The sequence below is a fragment of the Paenibacillus sp. Root444D2 genome, from assembly GCF_001426375.1.
Lineage (GTDB): Bacteria > Bacillota > Bacilli > Paenibacillales > NBRC-103111 > Paenibacillus_E.
This window is the reverse complement of sequence record NZ_LMEO01000002.1, coordinates 65,559-91,076: the sequence shown is the minus strand read 5'-3', so window position 1 is coordinate 91,076 and position 25,518 is coordinate 65,559. Positions and strand designations below refer to the sequence as shown.

The following is a 25,518-nucleotide window of genomic DNA, read 5'->3' as shown; positions in this document are numbered from 1 at the left end:
GCTGATTAAGGCAATGCTTACGATGCTAGTTTTGCTTAAGCAAAACTTTAAGGAGAATGAAAACATGGAAGCTTTTAAACAACATACAGGCCTAGTCGGTCCTGTGGATCGCGTGAATGTAGATACAGATGCCATTATTCCTAAGCAATTTCTAAAAAGAATTGAGCGTTCCGGTTTCGGTCAATTCCTCTTCTTCGAATGGAGATGGGATGAGGCGGGCAACGTTATCGAGAACTTCCCATTAAACCAAGAACGTTATCAAGGAGCTTCCGTTCTGCTTTCCAGAGCGAACTTCGGCTGCGGATCTTCCCGTGAGCATGCACCTTGGGCGATTCAAGATTTCGGCTTCCGCGTTATTATCGCACCGTCTTATGCTGACATTTTCTACAACAACTGCTTCAAAAACAGCATTCTGCCAATAAAGCTATCGGAAGAGCAAGTGGATGATTTGTTCGCCCGTACAGCGAAGCATGAAGGCTACAAGCTGAATGTCGATCTTGAGAACAAGACACTCACAGATGAATACGGCTTAAAAATTCAGTTTGATTTGGATGAGCACCGTCGTCAGTTCCTGCTGCAAGGCTTGGATGACATCGGCCTGACACTTCAACATGAAGAGAAAATCACAGCCTATGAGCAAGCTCACCAAAAACGTTTGGCTTATAAATAAAAATGTGATCATAGAAAACGCAATCCAATGAGTTCTTACATGGATTGCGTCTTTTTTTGTTCTAGTTGCAAGAGCTCTGACCTAGCCAATGGCTAGGTTTTTTTATTCTTCTTTTTTTGCAACTTTTGGTAGTTTTCCGCGTCTAATAGATTACTAGATTGTCGATTGAACGGAGGTTTTGCTGTCGGGCATATGATTATTTTGATACAATGGACACGTTGCTGCTAGTTTTTAAAAGATAGATTTTAAGAGTTTGAAATTACAACCCCAATTCCGACATTACATAGAGGTGAATGATGAAATTTCCTGCATTTTGTTTAATGCTGCTAGTTAGCATGCTGCTTCTCCCTACTTATGCAATGGGAGCCGAATCCCCAAGTGTAATTAAGCTCTATATGAATGAAAAAAAACTGGAAGCTAACGAAGTTCAGCCCCGTATAGTTAGTGGCAATACGATTGTACCTGTAAGGATTATCGTTGAAGAAATTGGTGCCAAGGTGAGTTGGGATGAACCCACACGCAAGGTAACCATCGTCAAAGGCGATATGAACATTCAATTGGTCATCGACAGTAAAACGGCCCTGATTAAAGGCAAGAAGGAAAGTTTGGAAGTAGCGCCAATCATCGAAAAAGGCAACACGATGCTCCCACTTCGTTTCATTGGTCAACTTATGGGTATTGAATTTAAATGGGACTCTTTAACCTCTTCCGTTCATATGTTCAAAAAAGATGATTCGGATTCCAAACCTGTTACAGGACCCATCGATGTTGTAGATGGCAGCAATCCTGGCGAAGTAACACCTCCAAAACCGCCAGTACCGGATACAGGCACAGATCCAGGAACGAAAACACCCGATCCTAATGCCCACTTGTTGACTTCGATTGTGCTCTCTGAGAAGGAGTTAGCGGTAGCCGCGAAAGACGGCTCTTTAGTTCCGACTATGATGAAATTATCGAACCCGAATCGCATCGTATTTGATTTCCCGAACACATCTTTAGATCCTTCTCTCCAAAAATTGCTTGTAAATAATGCGGGGGAACTGCCCTCTAAGCATCCTTTGGTTGAGAAAGTGCGCTTTTCTAACTTTGCAGATAATCCGGCTACAGTGAGAATTATTTTGGATTTGAAAGGTTCAGCTGACTATCGCGTACAGCCTTCTAAGCTTACGAATCAATGGACAGCCGCGATTGTGGAACATCAGTTAACCGTGGTGATTGATGCAGGACACGGGGATAATGATCCCGGTGCATTGTCCATAACTGGCAAGCATGAGAAGGATTTTACACTCGCTACAGCGAAGAAGGTAGAGAAGCTTCTTGTTCAGGACAAGCGAGTTAACGTCCTTATGACTCGCTCTGACGATACGTTCATTCCACTGGATGGCCGGGTTTCTTTTGCGAACGACATTCAAACAGATCTTTTCCTATCGATTCACGGGAATAGCGCCAAAGCTACGGTATCGGGAACGGAAACGTATTATAACAGGCCGGAAAGCATAGCTTTTGCTAATACAATCCACAAAAATGTAGTTGCCGCTGCTGGATTTCCTGATCGCAATGTACGTCAAGCTGATTTCAGGGTCATCACGAAAACGACAATGCCGGCTGTTCTAGTCGAAGTGGGATATTTGTCCAATAAGAACGATGAATCTGCCATGTTCAAGGAAGCTTTCCAAGACAAAATAGCGGCTTCTATCGTTGCTGCCATCAAAGAATACCTGAACCTCAAATAAGAGACGAAAGCTTTAAATGTATGCTTTCGAAGTTCGTTTTGCTAGGCAAAACGCTAAGGAGTGAGTGAGATGACCAAAACAAGTCGCCTAATCCATGGGGTGCTTCTTGTAAGTGCCATCACGTTGTCTGTAACCGCCTGCGGTCAGAAAGGTCAACTCGTCGGCGGAGCAACACCGCAAGCTACAACCGAGGTGCCGACCCCTACAACGGTGGTACAAAGTCCTGCACCAACCCCAACAGCAACACCAGAACCTTTAAAACAAAAAAAGGTCAAAGCTTTTTACAGTGATCAGGACGAAATGAAACTTATAGAAAAAGAAGTCACGATCAGCTACAAACAGGACGCTGACGTGTATGAAGCCGCACTTAACGCACTCAGAAAGAGTGATGATCCTAAAGCAATTCCTTTATTTGATGATCTTACTTTCACAAGCACTTCGTTTGATAAAGCTAAGGGTGAATTGAAGATCGACCTCAAATTTGGTCCCAAAACGCAATTAGGCGCTCCGGGTGAGGAGTTGTTTTTACAAGCTTTGAAGAAAACCGTGTTTCAATTTCCAGAAGTGAAGGCTTTATATGTGCTGAAAAACGGCAAACAAGTGGATAGCTTAATGGGGCATCTAGAGCTTCCGTATCCAATTAAACGACCTAATTAAATGTAGTAGCAGAGGAGTCTAAATCAACGATGAATAACAAGAAATTAGCAAGTGCAATTGTTAGCTCTTTAATTATTACAAGCCTGGCGGGGACCCCAGTTTTGGCGGCAGAGTCAGTAAATACGACATCAACAAGTAATGTAAAGCTTTCTTTCCCTGACGTGAAATCGGACTATTGGGGTATTCGACATATATCCAAACTTGCTTTGGAAGGCATTATTGAAGGCTATGAGGATGGCGCTTATCGGGCAGAGAACTCGGTTTCACAGCAAGATGTCCTTATTATGGCTACTCGTATGATGGGCTTGCAAGGCGATGTAGACGCAATGACGACAGCAACGGTGTTTCCCGATTTCATGCTGGTTGATAACTATGCGCGAAATTATGTAGCCATTGCTCTCCAGAAAGGCTTGATTTCCAACGAGGAAGAGAAAGTGAGAAGCCAAAGCGATAAGTCCAAAGATAAATGGGGCCAGCGTAAGGCAACGAGAGAATGGGTAGCTGAAGTGGTGATTCGCGCTATCGGGAAGGCGACAACTGCTCAAAGCTTATCGTCAACACCAACGGCTTTCAAAGATAATAATGACATCAGCACCACGACATTGGGATTTGTTAATGCAGCTGTTGCTTTAAAGGTTGTTGACGGCTTCGAAGATGGCACGTTCCAACCTAAAGGGGCAGTTACGCGTGCTCAAATGGCAGCTTTTTTAAGTCGTTCGCAAAAAGAGCTTGCAACATTGCCTTCACGTGCTGTGAAAGGGTACATGACAAGCTTAACGAGCGGCACGATTGGCCTTATGGACAAAGACGGGAATACGAGTACATATAAGCTTTTGCCGAACACAGTGTTCTATGGGAATAAAAATGATACGGCAATAGGCGCGAAAACGCTGCAAGAAACGTTTGAAGTTTCGCTCGTTCAAGTGAATGGAACAGCTTACTATGTTGAAATCATTAGCGATGAGCTGCAGCTAGATATTCATGAAGGTAAATTATTGAAATTGAATATGAGCAGCCTCAAGGCGACATTGGATGACTTTGAGAGCTATGATTTAGCAGCGGATGTCGCTGTGACTGATACGGAAGGACGCGGTCTTAGCCTAGGTTCAATTGTGAATGGAAGCACGATTGAATTGCGTAAAAGCAAGATTGTCAAAACCGATAAATATACGTCGATCATAGTTAAACAGGTGCCCGTTAATAAAACAGCAGAAGGCGCGATTCAAACACTTAACAAAGATGCGATGCAAATTACGCTGCTAGACACCGTGTCAGGGCAGCCTGAAACGTACGGTTTCTCAAGTAATTTGATTGCGACTTTACCAGATAACAGCCTCGTAGATATCAATTCAATTCACGTTGGAGATTCGGTCGAGTATACGATCAAGAACAGTGAAATTGTGAAGATTGTTATTAAAAAGCAAGCAGATGTTGGTGTGAGTGTTGAGGGGACTTTGAAAGCACTTGGAGATGACAAAACATTTTTAACGATAACTAAGGCAGCCGGCGGGGCATTAGCATCCTATGTTCTTAGCGATAACGTGCAAGTCAGAATCAATGGTTTAGCCACGGCTAGTATTTATGATATCGCTCCAGGAGATCAGCTTAAGCTGGATGTTTTGAATAACAAAGTAACTTTAATTACTGTAACCAACCGTTCAATTGAGAACTTATACTTTGCCAAAATTATTTCATACGATCAAGCTTCGAAATTATTAACCGTTATAGATAATACAGGTAAACCGCATGCTTATATTTTAAAAGATACAGTTTCTATTTCATATGCTGGAGTGAAGCTTCCTTTTGCAAACTTTAGCAGTACATTTACGGCTGGTAAATATGTAGATCTACTTGTTTCAAAAGATAACGTCACTCAAATTCAAATGTCCTCCCAATTGGATGGCGCATTAACACAATTAAATTTACAAACGAATGATATAACATTGAAAACGGACAGCGGTCAAAGCTTGACGTTCAAGCTTAACTACGCTCCTCAGGTAGAGCTTGCGAATAAGCCTAACAGTACACTTTCCGATCTTAAAGTTGGGGATAATATTAGTCTTTTACTAAGCTTCGATCAGGGAATTGTCACGAAAATTGTAACGAGTAAAACGGCACTTTATAAAACAATTTTATCAAATGTGAACAGCAAGCAAATTACCGTGACGGATCAGTCGAACACTTCGTATGCCATTTCCCTAGAAGGTGTTCCAATCGTCAAAGCGGATCAAAGTGTAGGTTCAATTACAGACTTTGCTATCGATGACTATGTGAAGCTGACGTTCAAGGGTCTGGCTGTTGTAAAAGCAGAGCTGATTAGTCCTGTGCGCGGTAAGGTTACAGCTGTGAATGCGGCTAGCTCGAGCCTAACCGTTCAAGATTTCTCAGGTAAAAGTCAAGTGATTAACGCAGGCAGCAATTATGACGTTAAACTTAACGGCGGCGTAGCATGGAGTTTCACTTCCATCAAAGTGGGCGATCGTGTGCAAGTGATGAAAGACGCGAGTGACAAACTTCTTATTCAAGTAGCTGTAGGATCTAAGCGGGAAGTGGATAACTACAATAATGTCGTGAACCAATTTTACTTCAAAGCTACAAGCTCCGGAGAAAAAACGGCGTATAGTATTTTCCCAAGAGCCTATTTCCATAAAGGAACAGACGTTGTGTCGGCATCATCTTTTGCAGCAGGAGATCAAGTAACACTTTATGTGTTAGACGATAAAATTGTTGAGATTGAGAAATAAATTTGAACGAAAATGAAGTTCATCCGTCTGTATATTAGGAGCTTGACTTCTAAGGCAGGCGGTTTTTTTTCTAATTTTAAAAATAAATATGGCAATTTTTTAGAAAATGTTCGCATTTTGACGCTTTCAAGCATTGATTCTAACGCCACAATTCGCTACACTGGAGATTATTACGACCCTAAGGAAGTAAAGACATGACACAGAAGTTAGTAAGACATATTTTGGATACAATCGGTGAGCTCTTTCCGGATGCACATTGCGAGCTGCGCCACAGTAATCCGTTTGAATTAACGATTGCTGTATTATTATCAGCTCAATGCACCGATGAAACCGTGAATAAGGTGACATTGGATTTATTTCAGAAATATAAGCGTCCTGAAGATTACTTGGCCGTTCCGCTTACGGAACTGGAGCAAGACATTCGACGGATTGGTTTATTTCGAAATAAGGCAAGCAATATTCAAAAGCTGTGTCAATTGTTGCTGGACAAGTTTGAAGGCGAAATTCCAGAGAAGCACGAACACTTGGTCGAACTACCAGGCGTAGGCCGTAAAACGGCAAATGTCGTCGTATCGAACGCTTTTGGGGTACCTGCTATTGCGGTAGACACTCATGTTGAGCGAGTCTCCAAAAGACTAGGATTAGTTGGCTGGGACGATTCAGTACTTGAAGTAGAAAAGAAGCTGATGAAGAAGGTTCCGCGTGAAGAGTGGACACAAACGCATCATCGCCTTATATTCTTCGGTAGATATCACTGCAAGGCTCAGAACCCGCAGTGCACGATATGTCCATTGTTGGACAATTGTCGTGAGGGTAAGAAACGTATGAAACCAAGTGCAACTAGGAAAACTATTACAAACAAATGATATGCAGACAAAGGATGGGATTTGAAATGAAATGCATCGCCGTATACACGAATAGCTTTGAACTGTTCTCCGATATTTATGAGCAAGTGATTAACACGCCTCTAGCCGATAATGAGGAAAAAGTCATTGAAGGTGTAACAGTCAGTGAATCCGGTGAAGTTCCTCAGAATTACATAGACAAGATGAAAACGAAATCCGAGGTCGTGGTTATGAAAGTAAAAGACTCCGACATTACGATTTTGCAGCATCGCGATGTCTTTGAAATTTTCTTGCCGGAAAAAGAAAAAGCAGTAATGTCCTAAAAACCTAAATCTCCCTTTGGGAGATTTTTTTTCTGTTAGGTTTGGATAGAAGAACGGATCATAAGGAGCGGAATGGACGAATGACGCAAATGGTGGATATAAGCATCTCGGTCATGCCGGATGCGATCAGAAACATGCAGATTAATCTGCAAGCAAAAGGGGATTACGACAACGCAAGCAAGCTTGGTCAGCTGATAGATAAAATAGACGCTGGACGGATGAATATAGCGTTCTGCGGTCATTTCTCAGCAGGGAAATCGACCCTGATTAATCAGCTTTGTGGGCACGCCTTGCTGCCGTCCAGCCCGATTCCAACAAGTGCAAATATCGTGAGTATTCGTAATGGGTCACCGGGTGCACATGTTTCGCATCGTATGAAGGATGGCACAGTAAATAATCTGGGAAAACCGAAGACGATTGCGCTGGAAGAATTAGAAGCGTATTGCGTCAATGGTACCGATATTGAAACGGTTGAGATTACGTATCCGATTCCATTTCTAGGCAGTCAAACGGCACTGCTTGATACTCCAGGGATCGATTCTACGGATGATGCTCATCATCAATCTACGGAGTCGGCTTTACATCTAGCCGATGTAGTTTTCTATGTTATGGATTACAACCATGTTCAATCCGAAGTCAATCTTGCATTTACGAAGAAGATGAAGGAGTGGGGAAAGCCGCTCTACTTGGTTGTAAATATGATTGATAAGCATAAAGAATGGGAGCTTCCTTTTGCACAGTATCAAGAGGGGACGAAGCAAGCGTTTCTAAGCTGGGGCATCGAGCCTGACGATTTGCTGTTCGTAACCATGAAGGAGCCAAACCATCCGCATAATGAGTATGCGAAGCTGCAATGGCTCCTAAGCCGTTTGATTGAGCGCGGTGATGAACTGCGAAGCTTCAGCATCGACGCATCCGCGCGTTATCTTGCAGCAGAGCACGGCAAGTGGTTGGCTGATCAGCATGAGCCGCAGAAGGCGGAGCTTATGGAGCAAATCAGCCAGGTAGGTGACGTGCAAGAGGTTCAGGCGCAAGCTGCTGCGAAGCAGGAAGAGTTTGCAGCGGTGAAGGGACGGCCGGAAGCGTTAACGGCGGCGCTCCGTAAGGAAGTTGGCATGATTATCGAGAATGCCAATATCACACCAGCCTTGACCAGGGATCAGGCTCATGCGTATTTGGAGAGCCGTAAGCCTGGGTTCAAGGTAGGCTTTTTCTCTAGAGCTGCACAAACGGCTCTGGAGACGGAGAAACGCCTGGGAACGTTTCAGGCGGATTTGGCTGAGCAAGTAGAAGCACAGCTGGATTGGCATCTGAGGGATGCTTTGAAAAAGGCTGCTCAGGAGCAAGGGCAGCATGATCCTGCCCTTACCGCGCAAATCGAAGCACTGAAGGTTGACGTAACGACACAGTGGCTTGGAGCGCAAGTGAATGCTGGCGCAACCTTCGGCGGCGAATATACGCTCAACTACATGAAGCAGGTGTCATCTGATATTAAACAGCAGTACCGCAAACAGGCGTTTGCGGTGATTGATCTGCTCGCGGCTGCAGTCCGCGAGGGGGGGGCGCAAGCGGCTGACGCGCTTGCGGCAGAACTCGAAGCGCTGGGCGTGCGCCTCAGCGCTTGCCGGGAACTGCAGCGCCTCGAGGAAGCCGAGGCGGAGGCAGAGGCCCAGCTGCTGCGCATGGCCAGCTGGCCTAGACCGCCTGCGCCGGCGCTGCCGGCTGCGCAGCAGTACACGGCCATGGAGGAGACGGCAGCCGCCCCGCTAAGCGGGGGACTGCACGTGACCTCCATGGGCACGATCCTGCAGGCCGCTGCCACGGCATCGGCGGCCGCAGGCACTACCGCTGCCCCTGTGGAGGCAGCGTCATCAGCGCCTACCGCGTTCACCTCGGGTGAACACGGTAGGCGCATGGAGCGCAAGGCCGCCGATTTGCAGGCGGCCTCAAGCCTCATCGAGGGCCTGCCGTCGATGAGGTCGATCGCGCGCTCCATGCGCGAGAAATCGGAACGTCTGCGGCAGCGGACGTTCACAATTGCCCTGTTCGGCGCCTTCAGCGCCGGCAAATCCTCTTTCGCCAATGCGTTGATTGGGGAAAGAGTGCTGCCGGTTTCGCCGAATCCAACGACGGCGGCGATCAACAAGATCATGCCGCCGCAGGAAGGTTGGCCGCATGGCACAGCCAAGGTCAAAATGAAGAAGACGGAAGCGATTATGCAGGACGTTCTCTATTCTTTGGACATACTCGGCGTGCAGGCGACAGACATGACATCAGCACTCAAACGCATAAGCGCCCTTTCTCCAGCGGACGTTACGGCCAAAGGGAAGCCGCACTATTCTTTCCTGAAGGCAGTGGAGAAGGGTTGGGCACTAGCCCATGGTCATTTAGGGACAGAACTGAAAATAACAAAAGATGAGTTCCCAAGCTATGTTGCAGACGAATCTAAGTCCTGTTTTGTTGAATTTATCGAATTATATTATTCCAATCCATTGACTGAACAAGGTATTATATTCGTTGATACGCCAGGGGCAGATTCCATAAATGCTCGTCATACCGGGGTAGCTTTTAACTATATTAAAAATGCGGATGCTATTCTTTTCGTTACTTATTACAATCACGCCTTCTCGCAAGCAGATCGCGAATTTCTTTTGCAGCTCGGACGTGTGAAGGACAGCTTTGAGATGGATAAAATGTTTTTCATCGTCAATGCGGCTGACCTTGCCGCTAGCTCGGAAGAATTAAATGGCGTAATTAAACATGTGGAAACGAATTTGCTGCAGCATGGCATCCGGAATCCGCGTATTTATCCAATATCCAGTTATTTGGCCGCAGAAGGTAAAATAACAGGAAACGAAGCGTTGGTTACCCAATCTGGCATTCAGCCATTTGAGCAAGAGTTCGTGAAGTTTACGTTCAATGAGCTTAGTGATGTCGCTATCCATGCAGCTAATTTAGAGCTTAATCGCGCGATTGCTACTATGCAGCAATGGCTGGAGCGTGCGCAGTCCGGGGAGGAAGAACGGAAGCTTCAGTTAACCAAGCTAGGACAAGCGGAGAATGCCGGAACAGAGCTTCTTGAAAGTACTCTTTATGAAGCGGAGCTCAAAGAATTAAAGAAAGAAATTCAGGAGCTTCTGTATTACGTCAAACAGCGCACGATGTACCGCTTCGGTGAATTATACAATTATGCGTTTAATCCTTCGACCTTCAGGGATGATGCCAGAGATCCGAAGCAAGCTCTACAATCTGCATGGAGTGAGCTGCTGCGAATGATTGGCTACGATTTATCCCAAGAGGTATTAGCCACAACGCTTCGGGTTGAAAATCGCATGAATCTGATTAGCAAGAGCCGTGTAAAGCGCTGGGAAGAGCAGCTTGGTGAGTTGATGGAAGGATTCGAAAGTGGAACGTATGAATCAAATAAGTTCGTGACACCTGAAATTACGTCTAAACTAGATGTTCCAGATGTAACCTTGAAGCTGCTCCAAAGTCATTTCAAAAATGCGAAGCAATTTTTCGAAGGCGATGGCAAAAGCAAGCTCAGAGCAGATTTGGAAAATCGGATGAACACACCAGTTGCCGAATTTATCGAGCAGCAAACCATGGAGCTTGAACAAGCTTATGCGAATCAGTTGGAAAATTGGCTTGCAACTCAGAAAAATCTGATGCTGCAACAACTGAATGAGCATGCAGAAGGGCTTCGCGATGCGCTCGAAATGAAGATTGATTTGAACGAACTTATATCCAAACAGCATCAATTAAAGGCTTTTGTTTAATGATTAAACAAAAGGGTTGGTCGGGTTCTATTGAACTTGGCCAACCCTTTATTACGTATTGCCATGTAAGGGCTTACATCGATGGTTATCTGGATGATTTTAAAGAATAGGGGGGATTCCTGCAAGATTTTGTGAAGTTATGGGCATTTAAGCGTTTAAATCCTCGTATCCTCTGATTGCTCGCTAATAGGGATGGTGTTAAGATTCATTAGGTAATAAAACGCTTTCTAAGCTTTTCCAATTTATCCTTCTTGAGGAGGGGGCCCCAAAGTGGAAGTGTTCAGGCAACTGAAGCCGTATTTTTGGCCAGAGAAAAAATTATTTTTTGGAGCAATTGCATGTTTAGCGGTGGCAACCGCGCTCGGTCTCGTTTATCCGAATTTACTACGGTATTTAATCGACGAGGTGATCACGAAGAAACAATTTGAGCTCGTTCCCAGACTTGCGCTTGTAGTCGTACTAGTCGTTTCAATGAAGGGGATGTTTCAATTTCTTCATGGCTTATGCGGAGGCCGTTTAGGTAACCGCGTCGCGTATCATTTGCGTAATGCGCTGTACAACAAGCTCCAGTACTTATCCTTTCAATATTATGATCAGGCAAGAACAGGGGACTTAATGTCAAGATTGACTGCTGATTTGGAGGCCATTCGACAGTTTATCGGCTTTGGCTTCGCTCAGCTCCTAAACGTGATGTTGATGCTGGTTTTCGGTATGGGAATGATGTTTTCGATTAACTGGAAATTGGCTTTACTTACGATGATTACAATGCCTTTTCTGGCGTTTACTGCCATTCGTTTTGAAGGCAAAATTCATCCGGCTTTTCGAATGGTACGTCAATCCCTCAGTACGATGACTACTGCGGTACAAGAAAATATTACTGGGGTTCGAACGGTGAAATCGTTTGCGCGTGAACCTCATGAGGTAACGAAGTTTTCAGCACGCAATGAGGATTATAAAGCCATGAATATCGAGACCTCAGGGATCTGGGCGAAGTATTTTCCAATCATGGAGATATTGGCGAATTTAAGTGTCGTCACTTTGCTCGGAGTTGGCGGATACATGGTGATCGAGAATACCATTACATTAGGTGAACTCGTCGCTTGCTTCAGTCTTATCTGGTACATCATTGGACCGATGTGGGGTTTGGGCTTTCATATTAATAACTTCACACAAACCAAAGCTTCGGGTGAGAAAATTTTGGAAGTTTTGAATCATTACATGCATGTGAAAGATCAAGAAGGTGCGATTGCTTTGAAGAGTGAACATGTAAAAGGTCATGTACGTTTTGATCATGTCACATTTTCATATCCGGAAAAACAACCTGCACTCTATGATTTCTCAGTTGATGCTCCACCTGGTTCTGTTATAGGTCTTTTAGGCAGCACAGGCTCGGGTAAAACAACAGTCATTTCCTTGCTAATGAGGGCTTATAACGTTAAAGAAGGCAAGGTTATGTTAGATGGTCAAGATATTCGATCTTTGCAAGTAGAAAGCTATCGCAATCAGATCGCTACAGTTTTCCAAGAAACATTCTTGTTTTCCTCTTCAATCCGAAACAATATCTCTTATGGACGTAAAGATATGACGATGGATGACATTATTCGGGCAGCTAAGTTGTCCAAAGCGCATGATTTCATTATGGAGCTTCCGGAAGGTTACGACACGGTTGTTGGTGAACGCGGATTAGGCTTGTCCGGAGGTCAAAAGCAGCGGATTGCCATCGCTCGGGCGCTGATCAAAGATCCTAAAATTCTCGTTCTGGACGACGCAACTAGTGCGGTTGATATGGAAACGGAACATGAGATTCAAGCAGGCTTCGGCGAGGTTATGAAAGGGCGTACAACATTCATCATTGCTCACCGGATATCTTCCTTGAAGCATGCTGATGAAATTATTGTTCTGGATAAAGGACGGATTGTGCAAAGAGGCACACATCAGGATCTGCTGCAGCAGGACGGACTTTACCGTCAAACCTATGACATTCAGTATGCGGATGGGCCTCAGAGAACGGCTGCAAGCAGCCAGGCTGCGGCAACAAAGGATTCGGGTTTGGATTTGGATTTAGAAGCATTAAACCATTCTCCATCGCAAGAAAGAAGGTTAGCACATTGAGTACTAATTCGACGCAAGCCGAGGCATCTGCCAAAAGAGAAGATTCCCAAGCGGGGCAACGATTCGTATATCAAGATGATGAACTGATTGAAAAGCCCTTTGATTGGGGTCAGTTGAAACGTTTATTTAGTTATATGAAGCCTTATAAGAAACAAATGCTGCCTATCATCATTATCATGATGTTGGTAGGAGCAATCACCAAGCTTACCATTCCACTGCTCATTCGTGAAGCTATTGATAATTCCATCATTCCTAAGGATAAGAATCTGCTTTTCCTAATCGTTGGGATCATGCTTACGGTATATGTCATTCAATGGCTAGCCAATACATTCCGTATTAAATATACGAATATGATTGGTCAGCGGGTCATCTACGATCTGCGTCATGATTTATTCAGTCATATTCAAAAGCTGTCATTTCGTTTCTTCGATACACGTCCGGCAGGCTCTGTGCTCGTTCGAGTTACAAACTATGTGAATTCTTTGCAAGATTTGTTTACGAACGGTGTTGTTAACTTATTAATTGATGTTGTGCAGCTCTGCGGCATTATTATTATTTTGTTGACGTTTAATTTCAAATTAGGCGCGTCGATTATCGTGACGGTTCCGATTATGTTCCTCATATCGACTCAGCTTCGGAAAAAGATTCGTCGTGCTTGGCAGGACGTGACGATGAAGCAATCCCGTCTGAATGCTCATTTAAATGAATGCATACAAGGCATCAAAGTTACACAAGCCTATACGCAAGAAAAAGAAAATATTCAATTCTTCACCAAAATGAATATGGTCAATCGGTTGTCTTGGAACCGAGCTTCAATGCTCAATCAATCGTTTGGTCCACTCATTGAAATTACGGGAGCCGTTGGCTATTGCATTCTGTTCTGGCTAGGTGCTCATTTAATTCAAACGGAAGAAATATCGGTCGGTTTATTAGTTGCATTCGCTACTTACATAGGCTATTTCTGGGAACCTATTACGCGTTTAGGACAAATGTATTCCCAACTGCTCATTGCAATGGCTTCAGCGGAGCGGATCTTCGAGTTTATTGATGAGGAACCAACTGTGGCTGAAATCGAAGGCGCTAAAGATTTATCAAGTATCCAAGGGAATGTGAAGTTTGAGAATCTCGTATTTGAGTATGAGCCTGGCAGACCTGCACTCAAGGGCATTAATTTAGATGTACAGGCTGGGCAATCCATAGCGTTAGTTGGCCATACAGGTTCGGGTAAAAGTACGATTATGAATTTATTATGCCGCTTCTATGACCCAAATGAAGGCAAAATACTAATCGATGGCCAGGATATTCGTCATGTAACCATACGAAGCTTGCGTTCTCAGATCGGAGTCGTGCTTCAAGATACGTTTATTTTCTCTGGTACGATTCGGGATAATATCCGATTCGGTCGGCTAGATGCTACAAATGAAGAGATTGAGATTGTAGCCAAGGCTGTTCATGCGCACGATTTTATCATGAGTTTGCCGGCTGGATATGATACAGAGGTTCAAGAGCGCGGTAACGTACTCTCGATGGGGCAGCGTCAGTTGTTATCCTTTGCCAGGGCACTGCTTGCGAACCCGCGTGTTCTTATCTTGGATGAAGCAACGGCTAGTATTGATACGGATACTGAGCTCAAAATTCAGGAAGCTCTCAAAACGCTGCTTGCCGGTCGAACCTCCTTCATCGTCGCACACAGACTTTCTACGATTCGGAATGCTGATAAAATCGTAGTGCTCGATCATGGGCGAATGATGGAGATCGGTAATCATGAGGAACTCATGAAAGAACAAAAGATTTACTTTGGACTAATTCAAGCCCAATACAAATTTTTGCAGGATGCGGTTTAAGGTTCTGAGATAAAGCTGTTTAACTGCTGCGGCGGTTAAATGGCTTTTTTCGGTGAATAGAGGAAGTTTAGAGCACGGAAGTGAGTTGATTGGGTTGATGGGAAATAGCTTCTCAGCCTACATTTTCCGCAATGATTTTCCTTGCAATAGGATCGGAAACCGAGCCTATTGTAAGCATCGACAAGTGAGAGCTCGGTTTACGAGCTTATCTCATAAGATAAGAATTTATATGTTTTGGGTGACAGAAGGCAACCCTTTAATACAGGTGGGATAAGGCCTGATATCCGTGCTGCGTGTGGCTTGTAACGATGATTTACATCGTTGCAGATGAAAAAAGCGCTGACATCCGTGCTGCGTGCAACTTGCAACGATGTTTTACATTGTTGCATATGAAAACAGTGCTGGCTCCCGCGTTGCGTGGAACTTGCAACGATGTTTTACATCGTTGCAAATGCCTCAGCCGTGGCTGTCTCGCGCGGTAACGATGATTTTCAGCGTTCAGATGAAAAAAGCGCTGACATCCGCGTTGCGTGCAGCTTGTAACGATGTTTTACATCGTTGCAGATGTCTCAGCCGTGGCAGTCTCGCGCTGTAACGATGATTTTCAGCGTTGCAGGTGAAAACAGTGCTGGCTCCCGCGCTGCGTGGAACTTGTAACGATGTTTTACATCGTTGCAGATGTCTCAGCCGTGGCAGTCTCGCGCTGTAACGATGATTTTCAGCGTTGCAGATGAAAAAAGCGCTGACACCCGCGCTGCGTGGAACTTGTAACGATGTTTTACATCGTTGCAGATGTCTCAGCCGTGGCTGTCTTGCGCTGTAACGATAATTTCCAGCGTTACAGGTGAAAACAGTGCTGGCTCCCGCGCTGCGTGGAACTTGTAACGATGTTTTACATCGTTGCAGATGTCTCAGCCGTGGCAGTCTCACGCTGTAACGATGATTTTCAACGTTGCAGATGAAAAAAACGCTGACATCCGCGCTGCGTGCAACTTGCAACGATGTTTTACATTGTTGCAGATGTCTCAGCCGTGAGTGTCTTGCTCTGTAACGATGATTTACATCGTTGCAGATGTTCAAGTAGCTAGGAGGTGCTGTTAATCGAAGGACCTGGCTAATGGCCAGGGTTTTCTTAATATCATCACCAAGCGAAATCTCGGAAAACGGCTCTCTGTCTACCATCCTACTCCACGATTTCAGAGTAAAATAGGCCATCACAGCAGCCTATACGCTGTTGAACTACCAAGAGACATCCTAAACAATCGTCTCAGGCTGCTGCCGCCCTCCAAAGACGCATTTTTGATAAAATAGAGCCAGCTTCTTTGAAAGCAGCATGCTTTTTCAAAATAAATGAAACGGGTAACTCACGATCCCTTGCGGGCCCGATCCGTATTGTAATGTTTGCAAATTTATTCAAGAAGCTATACTCTTAGAGTGAATTATGCCATTTATTCGCAGGAGGGGACTTCCTTGAGATCATCTCGTTTTATGTGGGGCGCAATTGGCCTTACAGCTTCGATATCTACGATAGTTTTCGCAGTAGGCTTTGCTTACGCGGCGAATCAAATATGGTTTCCCAAAGCAACCGGAGACCTCAATCTTGTAACGACTTCGCCTAAGAAAGAAACAATGATTGAGAGTAAAAGTAAGCTTCAGATTGTTGCACTTGGAGATTCATTAACTGCAGGAACAGGTGATAACACTGGCAAAGGATACGTTGGACGTGTCCGGGAAAAGCTGGAGAAGGAAAGCGGTAAGCCAGTATTCGTGCTTAATAATCTGGCGATTCCAGGCTATAAGAGTGACCAACTTCTCTCAGATCTAGCACTGAAAAAGACGCAGGATGCACTCGCTCAGGCGGATATCATTTTACTCACGATTGGTGGCAATGACATTTTTGCTGGTGGGGAAGGGCTTTTTAAAGGAGAAAATCAGACGGAGTTTAACCCAGAGGGTGCGCTGAAACGCGTAGAACCTGCGCTGGCCAAAATGGATAAGGTCATTCAAGCAATTAATAAGGCCAATCCGAATGCAACTGTGTTGTATGTTGGCTTATATCATCCTTTTCTTGATTTAGATCCCAAAAAAGAAGGTTCGCTTATTGTACAGCGTTGGAATAACCGTGTCTTTGAAATGATGAATCGTTATCCTCATATGGCCATTGTCCCAACCTATGATTTGTTTGAACAAAATTTGATCAAATATTTGTCCTCAGCCGATCATTTTCATCCAAACGGGGACGGCTATGAACGCATTGCCGATCGGATTGTTCAAATTCTAAAGTAGGGGAGGCCAAGCAGATGGCAGTAGCAGCAGTACCGACGACGGTTTTATCTGTGAAAAATTTAAAAAAACGAATTAAAAATAAAGAGATTATCAAAGGGATTTCTTTTGATGTATACGCAGGTGAAATCTTCGGTTTCTTAGGACCCAATGGGTCAGGCAAAACAACGACGATTCGTATGCTCGTTGATTTAATACGTCCGACTGAAGGGTCTATTCAGATTTGTGGGCACGATGTTCACAAGGAGCATAATCAAGCGATGCGCCATGTCGGTTGTATCGTCGAGAATCCCGAGCTATATTCTTATTTGACAGGTTGGGAAAATCTTGAGCATTTTGCAAGAATGCTGCCGAATGTCGACGATAAACGAATCCAAGAGGTCGTTGAGATCGTCTCCATGGATCAACGTATTCATGATAAGGTTCGTACTTATTCCCTTGGTATGCGGCAACGACTCGGTATTGCTCAGGCACTGCTTGGACGGCCTAGTTTGTTGATATTGGACGAGCCTACGAATGGTCTTGATCCACAGGGAATTAAGGAAATGAGGGAGTTCATTCAGCGTTTGGCCGCGGGTGGACTAAGCTTGTTTGTGTCCAGTCACTTGCTCAGCGAGATTCAACAGATGTGCCATCGTGTTGCCATCATTAGTCATGGTGAAGTCATTCAAGTGGGTGCTGTCGATGATTTGGTCGCTCAAGGCGGCAAAGTGGTGTGGTCCGTGTCTCCGGCCGACAAGGCCGAGGGGCTTTTAGAGGCGTCGCCGCTTGTGCACGCCATTGAGGAAATTTCTCAAGAAAGTCCAATCGGCTTGCCCTTGGCGGTGAAACAAATCGTTACTCAAATGGACAAGGAAAACGTCCCGCAGGTAAGTCAGCATTTGATGGAAGCAGGAATTAGCCTGTTTGCTGTAGAAATCAAAAATCCAACACTGGAAGATTTGTTCTTGAGCCTAACCGAAGGTGAAAGAATTGAGTAGGGGAAGGTGAAAGAATTGCTTAGTTTATATGCCCTTGTCAAGAATGAATGTATTAAAATGATTAAGAAAAAGCGCTTTTATGTTATCCTACTTATACTTCTTGCATTAATCCCTATGTTCACTTATGCTCAAATGCGAGTTGCCCAAAATACACAAAAGCAGTTTGGTACGACGGATTGGAAGGCGGACCAACGGCAGAAAATTGCCGACTGGGAAAAGCGTTTAAGCTCGGCTCGAACGCCGGATGAGTGGAAACAACAGCTTAGAGTGCAAATTCAAATCGCTAACTATTATCTTGAAAAGGATGTAGATCCGAGTACACCGAATGCGGTTACTTTTACACGCGAGTTTGTGAAAAATGCGGTCGGTTTATTCATACCGCTCATTATCATGGTCATTTCCGCTGACATCGTATCATCTGAGCATTCTACGGGGACTATTAAATTATTGTTGACAAGACCGGTCCGGCGATGGAAAATCCTATTGAGTAAATTAATTACGGTTGTCTTCTTTACTTCGCTAACCGTATTGTCCACTGGTGTCTTATGTTATTTGATTTCTGGTGTTGTTTTCGGCTATAACGGATGGACGATGCCTGTATTTACAGGTATTCAGCTGACAGGTACGGAAGTGGATTTCAGTCTTGTACGTGCAGTTGATCAATGGTTCTTTCTTATCATGGAGTTTGGATTGGTTTGGTTCTCAGCATTAGTTGTTGCACTCATGTCACTAATGCTATCCGTTCTCATCCGTTCCACTGCAGCAGGTATGGGGGTCATGCTTGCCGTATTAATATCAGGGACCATTCTTTCGAACATGGTATCTTCATGGGAAACTGCGAAATATTTGTTTATGGTCAATTTAGACTTAACTAAGTATTTAACAGGTGGCCTTCCGCCAATAAAAGGGATGGACTTGACCTTCTCTCTAAGTGTTTTAAGTGTGTGGGCGATCGCTTCACTCATTGTTTCCTTTACGGTATTTTCACGAAAAGATGTTTTGAATTAACGGTTATATTAGATAAAGGAGGGCTTCAATGTCCGAGCAGCTAGAATTTGCGAAAGGAATAGCCCCAACATCGAATTATGAGGCTGACGATATACAAGTCCTGGAAGGTCTTGTAGCGGTTCGTAAAAGACCAGGGATGTATATTGGTAGTACAAGTGCATCAGGACTACATCACCTGATCTGGGAGATCGTGGACAACGCAGTTGACGAGCATCTTGCCAAACATTGTTCCAAGATTAATGTGACGATACATAAAGATCAGTCCATTACGGTTCAGGATAATGGCAGGGGGATTCCAACCGGTATGCATAAGACCGGTGTACCAACTCCACAAGTTGTATTTACAATTTTGCATGCCGGCGGCAAATTTGGCGGATCAGGCTATAAGAAGTCTGGCGGACTCCATGGTGTTGGCGCATCGGTCACGAATGCTTTATCCGAATGGCTGGAAGTCGAAATTTACCGGGATGGCAAAGTGCATAAAATGCGCTTTGAATATTGGGTCGACGATGCAGGAATCGAGCATGTTGGTGAACCGGTTACCGGACTCGAGGTCGTAGGGAATACGAATCGCACAGGTACGAAAGTTACTTTCAAGCCTGACAAACGTGTATTTCAAGGCGGCACAACGATAAACTACGATACTTTAGCAGAACGTTTGCAAGAAATTGCTTTTCTTAACTCAGGATTGCTCGTTAACTTGAAAGATGAACGTTCGGATAAGTTGGACACTTTTCAATATGAGGGTGGAGCAAGTCAATTTGTTGAATTCCTGAACGAAGAGAAAACCGTTCTTCATCCTGTGATTCACTTTGCTTCAGAAAAGGATGAAATCGAAGTAGAAGTGGCCTTGCAGTACAATGATGGTTATACGGAAACGATCGCTTCCTTCGTAAACTCAATCCCTACCCGCGGCGGCGGTACCCATGAGACCGGTTTTAAGACAGCTTATACACGCGTCATGAATGAATATGCCCGTAAAGGGGGCATTATCAAAGAAAAAGAAAAAAATCTCGATGGTACCGACCTTCGGGAAGGTATGATGGTTGTTATCAATATCAAGATGGGCGATGTTGAATTCGTTGGTCAAACGAAAGATCAGCTTGGAAGCGCGAATGCAAGAAGTGCTGTAGATGCGGTCGTTTCCGATAAAATGACAGTTTTCTTGGAGGAAAATCCGCAAATCGCGCAAATGATGCTGAAGAAGGCTGTACAAGCTTCCAAAGCACGGGAAGCGGCTCGTAAAGCGCGGGAAGAAATTCGCAGCGGTAAAAAAGGAAAGAGTGAGAGCTCGAACCTGAATGGTAAGCTGACCCCTGCACAATCGAAGGATTTGCAGCGCAATGAGTTGTTCATTGTCGAAGGAGATTCCGCTGGCGGTTCAGCGAAGCAAGGGCGTGATTCCAAGCACCAGGCGATTTTACCGCTCAAAGGAAAACCGATGAATCCCGAGAAATCCAAGCTTCTCGATATTATGAAAAATGACGAGTACAAAGCGATCATCGCAGCTATTGGGGCTGGAGTTGGCTCTGAATTCGAAGCAGAAGAAATGAATTACGGCAAAATTATTATTATGACAGATGCAGACACAGACGGTGCGCACATTCAAGTCCTGCTTTTGACCTTCTTTTACCGCTATATGAAGCCATTAATCGATCAGGGCAAGGTGTACATCGCACAGCCTCCGCTTTATAAAGTGACAAGAAAAGGCAAGAATGGTGGACACAAGTACGCTTGGACGGACGATCAACTTCAGGTTGTTGTCAAAGAACTTGGTAAGAATACCGAGCTTCAGCGTTATAAGGGTCTTGGTGAGATGAATCCAGAGCAGTTGTGGGAAACGACGATGAATCCGGAAAGCCGTACTTTGCTGCAAGTACAAATTGAAGATCCCGCTAAAGCAGAAAGACGAGTAACAACATTAATGGGCGATAAGGTAGATCCACGCAAGCGGTGGATTATCGAGAACGTCGATTTTACCGAATATGTAGAGTAGACCAAAAAGAGTGGTGAATGAAAGATGAGCATATTAGAAGAGTTTTTACCTGCCTATCTGGAGGAGATCGTTGGCGATCGTTTCGGGCGTTATTCTAAATATATTATTCAGGATCGCGCGATTCCAGATGTAAGGGATGGTTTGAAACCTGTACAACGACGTGTATTGTACGCGATGTACGACTCTGGCAATACCCCTGATAAACCTTATCGTAAATCGGCCAAAACCGTCGGTGATGTCATGGGGAATTACCATCCGCATGGAGATGCTTCCATCTATGATGGTATGGTTCGTATGGCGCAGCCGTGGAAGATGGGCCACACGCTCGTGGATGGCCATGGAAACTGGGGATCCATGGATGATGATCCACCGGCAGCTATGCGTTACACAGAGGCGAGACTTTCTGAGATCGCAATGGAACTTCTGCGTGATATCGAGAAACGTACGGTCATGTTCAAGGATAATTTCGATAATTCCACGAAGGAGCCCGTCGTGCTTCCAGCGCGGTATCCGAACTTACTGGTAAATGGTGTTACTGGAATTTCGGCTGGATTCGCAACGGAAATTCCACCGCATAATTTACGTGAAATTATTGATGCTTGCACAGCCATGATCGACAAGCCTGAGATCAGCGTCGAAGAATTGATGACGATCGTTAAAGGACCCGATTTTCCTACTTCAGGCATTATCATGGGTGAGGAAGGCATTCGCGAAGCTTATCGCACGGGAAAAGGCCGTATTTACATACGTTCCAAAACAGCGATAGAAGATATGCGCGGCGGCAGACAACAAATTGTCATCACGGAAATCCCTTATCAAGTAGTCAAATCTCGTCTGGTTACGGCCATGGAGAACATTCGGCTTGAAAAGAAAATAGAAGGAATTGCCGAAGTACGCGATGAAAGCGGTCGTAATGGGTTGCGGATTGTTGTGGAGCTTAAGAAGGAAGCTGATGCCCAGGGTATTTTAGCTTACTTACTGAAGAAGACTGACTTGCAAGTGACCTATAATTTCAATATGGTTGCGATTGTGAATAAAGCGCCTCGTCAATTGGGTATTCGTGAAATTCTTGAAGCTTATATTGGGCATCAGAAGGAAGTTGTTACATTCCGCTCCCAATACGAGCTTGAGAAAGCCGAAGACCGTGCACATGTATTAGAGGGACTTGTTAAAGCTCTTAACATCTTGGATGAAGTTATCGCAACGATTAAAGCTTCCAAGAATCGGCAAGATGCGCAAAACAACCTTGTTGAGAAGTTTGGATTCTCGGAGCGACAAGCAGATGCTATTCTTGTTTTGCAATTATACCGATTAACGAATTTAGAAATCACAACGCTTGAAAAAGAGTTGAAAGATGTAGAGAAAACAATTGCCTACTTACGTGGTATTCTTGGCAGCTTGAAGAAGCTGTTAGGCGTAATTAAAGATGAAATGGGCGAAATCCGAAAGAAGTATGGCATCGACCGCCGCTCGGATATTCAAGGCGAAGTGGAAGAGTTGAAGGTTAATCTCGAGGTACTCGTCAACGCGGAAGACGTCCTTGTTACGTTGTCGAATGAAGGTTACCTGAAACGGACGAGCAAGCTTTCGTTCACACGTTCAGGCGGAGAACTCGAGAACACAGGACTCAAGGAAGGCGATTACTTGCGCTTCCTGCTCGACGTGAACACGATCGAAAGCTTGTTGATCTTCACGAAGAAAGGTCAATATTACTTACTGCCTGTCCATCAAGTTCCTGAGTATAAGTGGAAAGAGAACGGCACTGCGATTGTAAATGTCATTCCTATTGCCAAGGAAGATCGTATAGTAAACGTTATTCCAGTGAAGGGCTTTGAGGATCCGACCAAGTCGCTTGTGTTCGTCACACGCAAAGGACAAGTGAAGCGTACAGAGCTGAAAGAATATATGACGAACCGCTCAAACGGAATCGTTGCTTGTAAGCTAGGTGACAGTGATGAAGTCCTTCGCGTACACCTAAGTGACAATACGAAAGAAATATTGCTTGTCACGAAGCAGGGCATGAGTATCCGTTTCCGTGAGGAGGAAGTGAACCCGATGGGCCGTGCGGCCGCGGGTGTGCGCGGCATCCAGCTCAAGGAAGACGATGAGGTCGTCTCGGCCGAGTGGATTTATGGGGATGAGGGAGAAGTGTTGGTCATCTCGGACCTCGGGTATGCGAAGCGTTCCCTAGTTGTGGACTATCCCATCCAAGGACGCGGCGGAAAGGGCATACTTACCTTTGAATTTAAAGAAGGCAAGCGTGTGAGACCTAATGGTTCAGCGTTAATACGCACATTTATCGTGAAAATGGATTATCTCATTACGGCTGTCATGAGTAATGGGGAGAAGCTGCGTTTCTCAACAGAGACAGCACCTCTGGAGGATCGAAAAGCACAAGGTAAACAACTTATACCTGTTTCCAAAACAGATGCGATCGTTGAGATCTTGAGATTCCCTCAATCATAGCTGACTGTAGGTGGATCCAGCTTCTCAATGAGCATAAAAGCTAACTCCAATAGGACCCACAGGGGCATCGGTTCGTCTAATCGATCCAGCCACTGTGGGTCTTTCATTATGCCAGCCTCTAGTGCCTTTTTACCAAGCTCTATTTTCCAAGCTTCCACCTTAAACCACTCCTTTGAGTTTTCTTCAGAAATTATCATCGTAAAAATAAGACCTTTGAGATCGTCGAAGTTGCAGAAAGTGCAACAATTACTGCCTAGATCCGGCCTCTTACCCATCGGTGTTGCACAATGTACAACAATTGAGCTCGATATAGGCGATTTTGCAACAAATGTGCTCAAAATGTTGTACGAAATGCAACTTCAAGTTGAAAAATGGCCTTTTGGCGTTTGAATTGTTGTAGAACATACAACATTGGTAATTACTATAGCCTATCTAGCTGAATGACCATCGCATTTTAGAGTTATGAATGCCAGTCTGGTTGTGTGGAGGCATAATGAATCAATCGACAGTCTGTGATGTACAATAATTTGGTCCTATACAAGCCATTTCGCAACAAAAATAGCCCATCGATCTTCACGAGGATGCTGAAAGACTATAAAATTGATTTTTGAGTTATGCCTACCAGTTGTGCGAAGGAATCGATAGTCCCCTTTTAGTGATAATTACTAAGCATAGAAACTGTTTTCATTCGTAAAATCTGTACATACCTGCGATCACAGTATATGTAAGTAGTGGGCGAGGTGTTAAAAGAAGTCGAGAAGCATGGCCAATTTCTTGTTAAACGGACAAAGTAATGGAGGGATCGACAGCAAGCCACAGCATGTCTCAAACGGTGCAGCTTTTGTCTGAAAATATTAATGGCATTAACCTTTAAACCAAAGAAAAGGCGTGCTATACTTGCCTTAGGAGATGTTGGAAGCGAGTTGATGAGGTTGTATTCCGATGAATTTGGGAAGCTATGGTTGAAATTGTCTAAGGAATTGAAAAACCAGATGGAGGTAGGATTAGCTCCTACTATTACAGAAGGACAGCTTAACGTGTTGGAGCTGCTTATGACGAATGAACGGATGAAGCCTTCTGATTTAATCGAATATTTATCCACAACGCCTGCAGCTGTGACAACATTGTTAGATCGGATGGAGAAAAGTGAATTGATCGCAAGGGAGCGGGATGAGAAGGACCGCCGTATCGTTTGGGTCAACGTCACGGAAAAAGGAAAGGCGGAATGCGAGAGAGGTATGAGAATCCGGGAACAACTGTTGGATTCGTACCTGAGCCGCGTTTCCGCCCATAATCAGAAATTGCTTATTTATTTGCTTGGGAAGGTCGCCAATTAATAGCGACTCAAAGGTTTGAGGCGAATTTACAACTCTGGGAGTGTAAATTCGCTCCAAGGCCGCTGCATCGGCGGCAGCGACCGAAAGCGCAGCGTCTCTTTGAGCGTTGGATGCTCAAAGGCAAGAGCCGTGGCCCACAGCGCAAGCTGCTGGCCGGGCTTGTTGACCGCGCTGCCGTAGCGCTGGTCGCCGTAGAGCGTGCAGCCGATGGCTGCCAGCTGCACGCGGATTTGATGCGGCCGCCCGGTGTGCAGCTTGATCTGGATCAAGCTGAGCCCATCTTGGCTGCCGAGCAGCTTATAGTCCAGCACAGCCTCCTTGGCGTCCTGCTGGCCTTCTCTGACCACGCTGACGGTATTCGTCCGCGTGTCCTTCCAAAGCCAGTGACGCAGCGTAGCGGACGACTGTGGCGGCTTTCCATGCACGACAGCGACGTACGTCTTGTCGAGCTGCCTCGTTCTTACCGCGTCAGATAGTCTGGACGCGGCTTTTGACGTTTTGGCGAATACCATCACGCCGCCAACGGGACGATCCAGCCGGTGTACAAGCCCGAGGTACACATTGCCGGGCTTGTTATGACGGTGCTTCAGATCAGCCTTCAGCACATTCAGCAGATCAGGATCACGTGAATCGTCTTCCTGCGTAGGCATGTTGACGGGCTTCTCAACCACAAGAATGTGGTTGTCTTCGAACAGTATCGGAATTTGTGATGCCCCCGAGCTATCTCTAGATGCTGCCACC

17 protein-coding genes are annotated in these 25,518 nt (G+C 45.0%); 15 read left to right on the top strand and 2 right to left on the bottom strand.

Annotated features, from left to right (window positions below):
- Positions 1–64: 64 nt before the first annotated feature.
- The 14 genes from leuD to gyrA all read left to right on the top strand — a co-directional run bounded on the left by leuD (position 65) and on the right by gyrA (position 23,440).
- On the top strand, positions 65–670 hold the full coding sequence (gene leuD, locus ASD40_RS02390; RefSeq protein WP_057301745.1) for a 3-isopropylmalate dehydratase small subunit: 606 nt from the start codon (positions 65–67) through the stop codon (positions 668–670).
- Positions 671–963: 293 nt separating this feature from the next.
- Positions 964–2,403: an N-acetylmuramoyl-L-alanine amidase family protein gene (locus ASD40_RS02385; RefSeq protein WP_082562034.1), complete on the top strand. Its 1,440-nt coding sequence runs from the start codon at positions 964–966 to the stop codon at positions 2,401–2,403.
- Positions 2,404–2,472: 69 nt separating this feature from the next.
- Positions 2,473–3,060, top strand: a complete 588-nt coding sequence (locus tag ASD40_RS02380; RefSeq protein WP_057301743.1) for a GerMN domain-containing protein — start codon at positions 2,473–2,475, stop codon at positions 3,058–3,060.
- A gap of 29 nt (positions 3,061–3,089) precedes the next feature.
- Positions 3,090–5,804, top strand: coding sequence for an S-layer homology domain-containing protein (locus tag ASD40_RS02375; protein ID WP_057301742.1), 2,715 nt, complete (start codon positions 3,090–3,092; stop codon positions 5,802–5,804).
- A gap of 194 nt (positions 5,805–5,998) precedes the next feature.
- Positions 5,999–6,670, top strand: a complete 672-nt coding sequence (gene nth / locus ASD40_RS02370) for an endonuclease III (protein ID WP_057301741.1) — start codon at positions 5,999–6,001, stop codon at positions 6,668–6,670.
- A 26-nt stretch (positions 6,671–6,696) separates the two neighbouring features.
- Positions 6,697–6,972 carry a hypothetical protein gene (locus ASD40_RS02365; RefSeq protein WP_029193089.1) on the top strand — a complete coding sequence of 92 codons (276 nt, stop codon included), beginning with the start codon at positions 6,697–6,699 and terminating at the stop codon, positions 6,970–6,972.
- An 80-nt stretch (positions 6,973–7,052) separates the two neighbouring features.
- Positions 7,053–10,751: a dynamin family protein gene (locus ASD40_RS02360; protein WP_057301740.1), complete on the top strand. Its 3,699-nt coding sequence runs from the start codon at positions 7,053–7,055 to the stop codon at positions 10,749–10,751.
- 270 nt (positions 10,752–11,021) lie between these two features.
- Positions 11,022–12,863, top strand: coding sequence for an ABC transporter ATP-binding protein (locus tag ASD40_RS02355; RefSeq protein WP_082562033.1), 1,842 nt, complete (start codon positions 11,022–11,024; stop codon positions 12,861–12,863).
- Positions 12,860–14,707 (top strand): ABC transporter ATP-binding protein, encoded by a 1,848-nt coding sequence (locus tag ASD40_RS02350; RefSeq protein ID WP_057301739.1) that lies wholly within the window; start codon positions 12,860–12,862, stop codon positions 14,705–14,707. The genes ASD40_RS02355 and ASD40_RS02350 overlap by 4 nt, the downstream gene beginning before the upstream one ends.
- A 1,470-nt stretch (positions 14,708–16,177) precedes the next feature.
- A complete protein-coding gene (locus ASD40_RS02345) occupies positions 16,178–16,993 on the top strand; it encodes a GDSL-type esterase/lipase family protein (protein WP_200957342.1) in 816 nt (271 codons plus the stop codon).
- Between the two features lie 14 nt (positions 16,994–17,007).
- Complete coding sequence (locus ASD40_RS02340; RefSeq protein ID WP_057301737.1) at positions 17,008–17,970, top strand: ABC transporter ATP-binding protein; 963 nt, start codon at positions 17,008–17,010, stop codon at positions 17,968–17,970.
- Positions 17,971–17,985: 15 nt separating this feature from the next.
- Positions 17,986–18,978 (top strand): ABC transporter permease, encoded by a 993-nt coding sequence (locus ASD40_RS02335; RefSeq protein ID WP_029193094.1) that lies wholly within the window; start codon positions 17,986–17,988, stop codon positions 18,976–18,978.
- 28 nt (positions 18,979–19,006) lie between these two features.
- Entirely contained in the window at positions 19,007–20,974 is a 1,968-nt protein-coding gene (gene parE, locus ASD40_RS02330; protein WP_057301736.1) for a DNA topoisomerase IV subunit B, read from the top strand.
- Positions 20,975–20,998: 24 nt separating this feature from the next.
- Entirely contained in the window at positions 20,999–23,440 is a 2,442-nt protein-coding gene (gene gyrA, locus ASD40_RS02325; protein WP_057301735.1) for a DNA gyrase subunit A, read from the top strand.
- Here gyrA and ASD40_RS02320 read toward each other — a convergent pair.
- Positions 23,431–23,598, bottom strand: a complete 168-nt coding sequence (locus tag ASD40_RS02320; protein WP_200957347.1) for a hypothetical protein — start codon at positions 23,596–23,598, stop codon at positions 23,431–23,433. The genes gyrA and ASD40_RS02320 overlap by 10 nt on opposite strands.
- A 774-nt stretch (positions 23,599–24,372) precedes the next feature.
- On the opposite strand from ASD40_RS02320, the gene ASD40_RS02315 reads away from it, so the two are divergent.
- Positions 24,373–24,777, top strand: a complete 405-nt coding sequence (locus tag ASD40_RS02315; RefSeq protein ID WP_057301854.1) for a MarR family winged helix-turn-helix transcriptional regulator — start codon at positions 24,373–24,375, stop codon at positions 24,775–24,777.
- Between the two features lie 26 nt (positions 24,778–24,803).
- Here the strand turns inward: ASD40_RS02315 and ASD40_RS02310 are convergent, their stop codons facing one another.
- On the bottom strand, positions 24,804–25,517 hold the full coding sequence (locus ASD40_RS02310; RefSeq protein ID WP_057301734.1) for an RluA family pseudouridine synthase: 714 nt from the start codon (positions 25,515–25,517) through the stop codon (positions 24,804–24,806).
- Position 25,518 lies beyond the last annotated feature (1 nt).

Coding starts and splice junctions, on each gene's coding strand:
- leuD (WP_057301745.1), top strand. CDS start 65: ATGGAAGCTTTTAAACAACATACAGGCCTAGTCGGTCCTGTGGATCGC.
- ASD40_RS02385 (WP_082562034.1), top strand. CDS start 964: ATGATGAAATTTCCTGCATTTTGTTTAATGCTGCTAGTTAGCATGCTG.
- gyrA (WP_057301735.1), top strand. CDS start 20,999: ATGAGCATATTAGAAGAGTTTTTACCTGCCTATCTGGAGGAGATCGTT.
- nth (WP_057301741.1), top strand. CDS start 5,999: ATGACACAGAAGTTAGTAAGACATATTTTGGATACAATCGGTGAGCTC.
- ASD40_RS02340 (WP_057301737.1), top strand. CDS start 17,008: ATGGCAGTAGCAGCAGTACCGACGACGGTTTTATCTGTGAAAAATTTA.
- ASD40_RS02380 (WP_057301743.1), top strand. CDS start 2,473: ATGACCAAAACAAGTCGCCTAATCCATGGGGTGCTTCTTGTAAGTGCC.
- ASD40_RS02375 (WP_057301742.1), top strand. CDS start 3,090: ATGAATAACAAGAAATTAGCAAGTGCAATTGTTAGCTCTTTAATTATT.
- parE (WP_057301736.1), top strand. CDS start 19,007: ATGTCCGAGCAGCTAGAATTTGCGAAAGGAATAGCCCCAACATCGAAT.
- ASD40_RS02365 (WP_029193089.1), top strand. CDS start 6,697: ATGAAATGCATCGCCGTATACACGAATAGCTTTGAACTGTTCTCCGAT.
- ASD40_RS02360 (WP_057301740.1), top strand. CDS start 7,053: ATGACGCAAATGGTGGATATAAGCATCTCGGTCATGCCGGATGCGATC.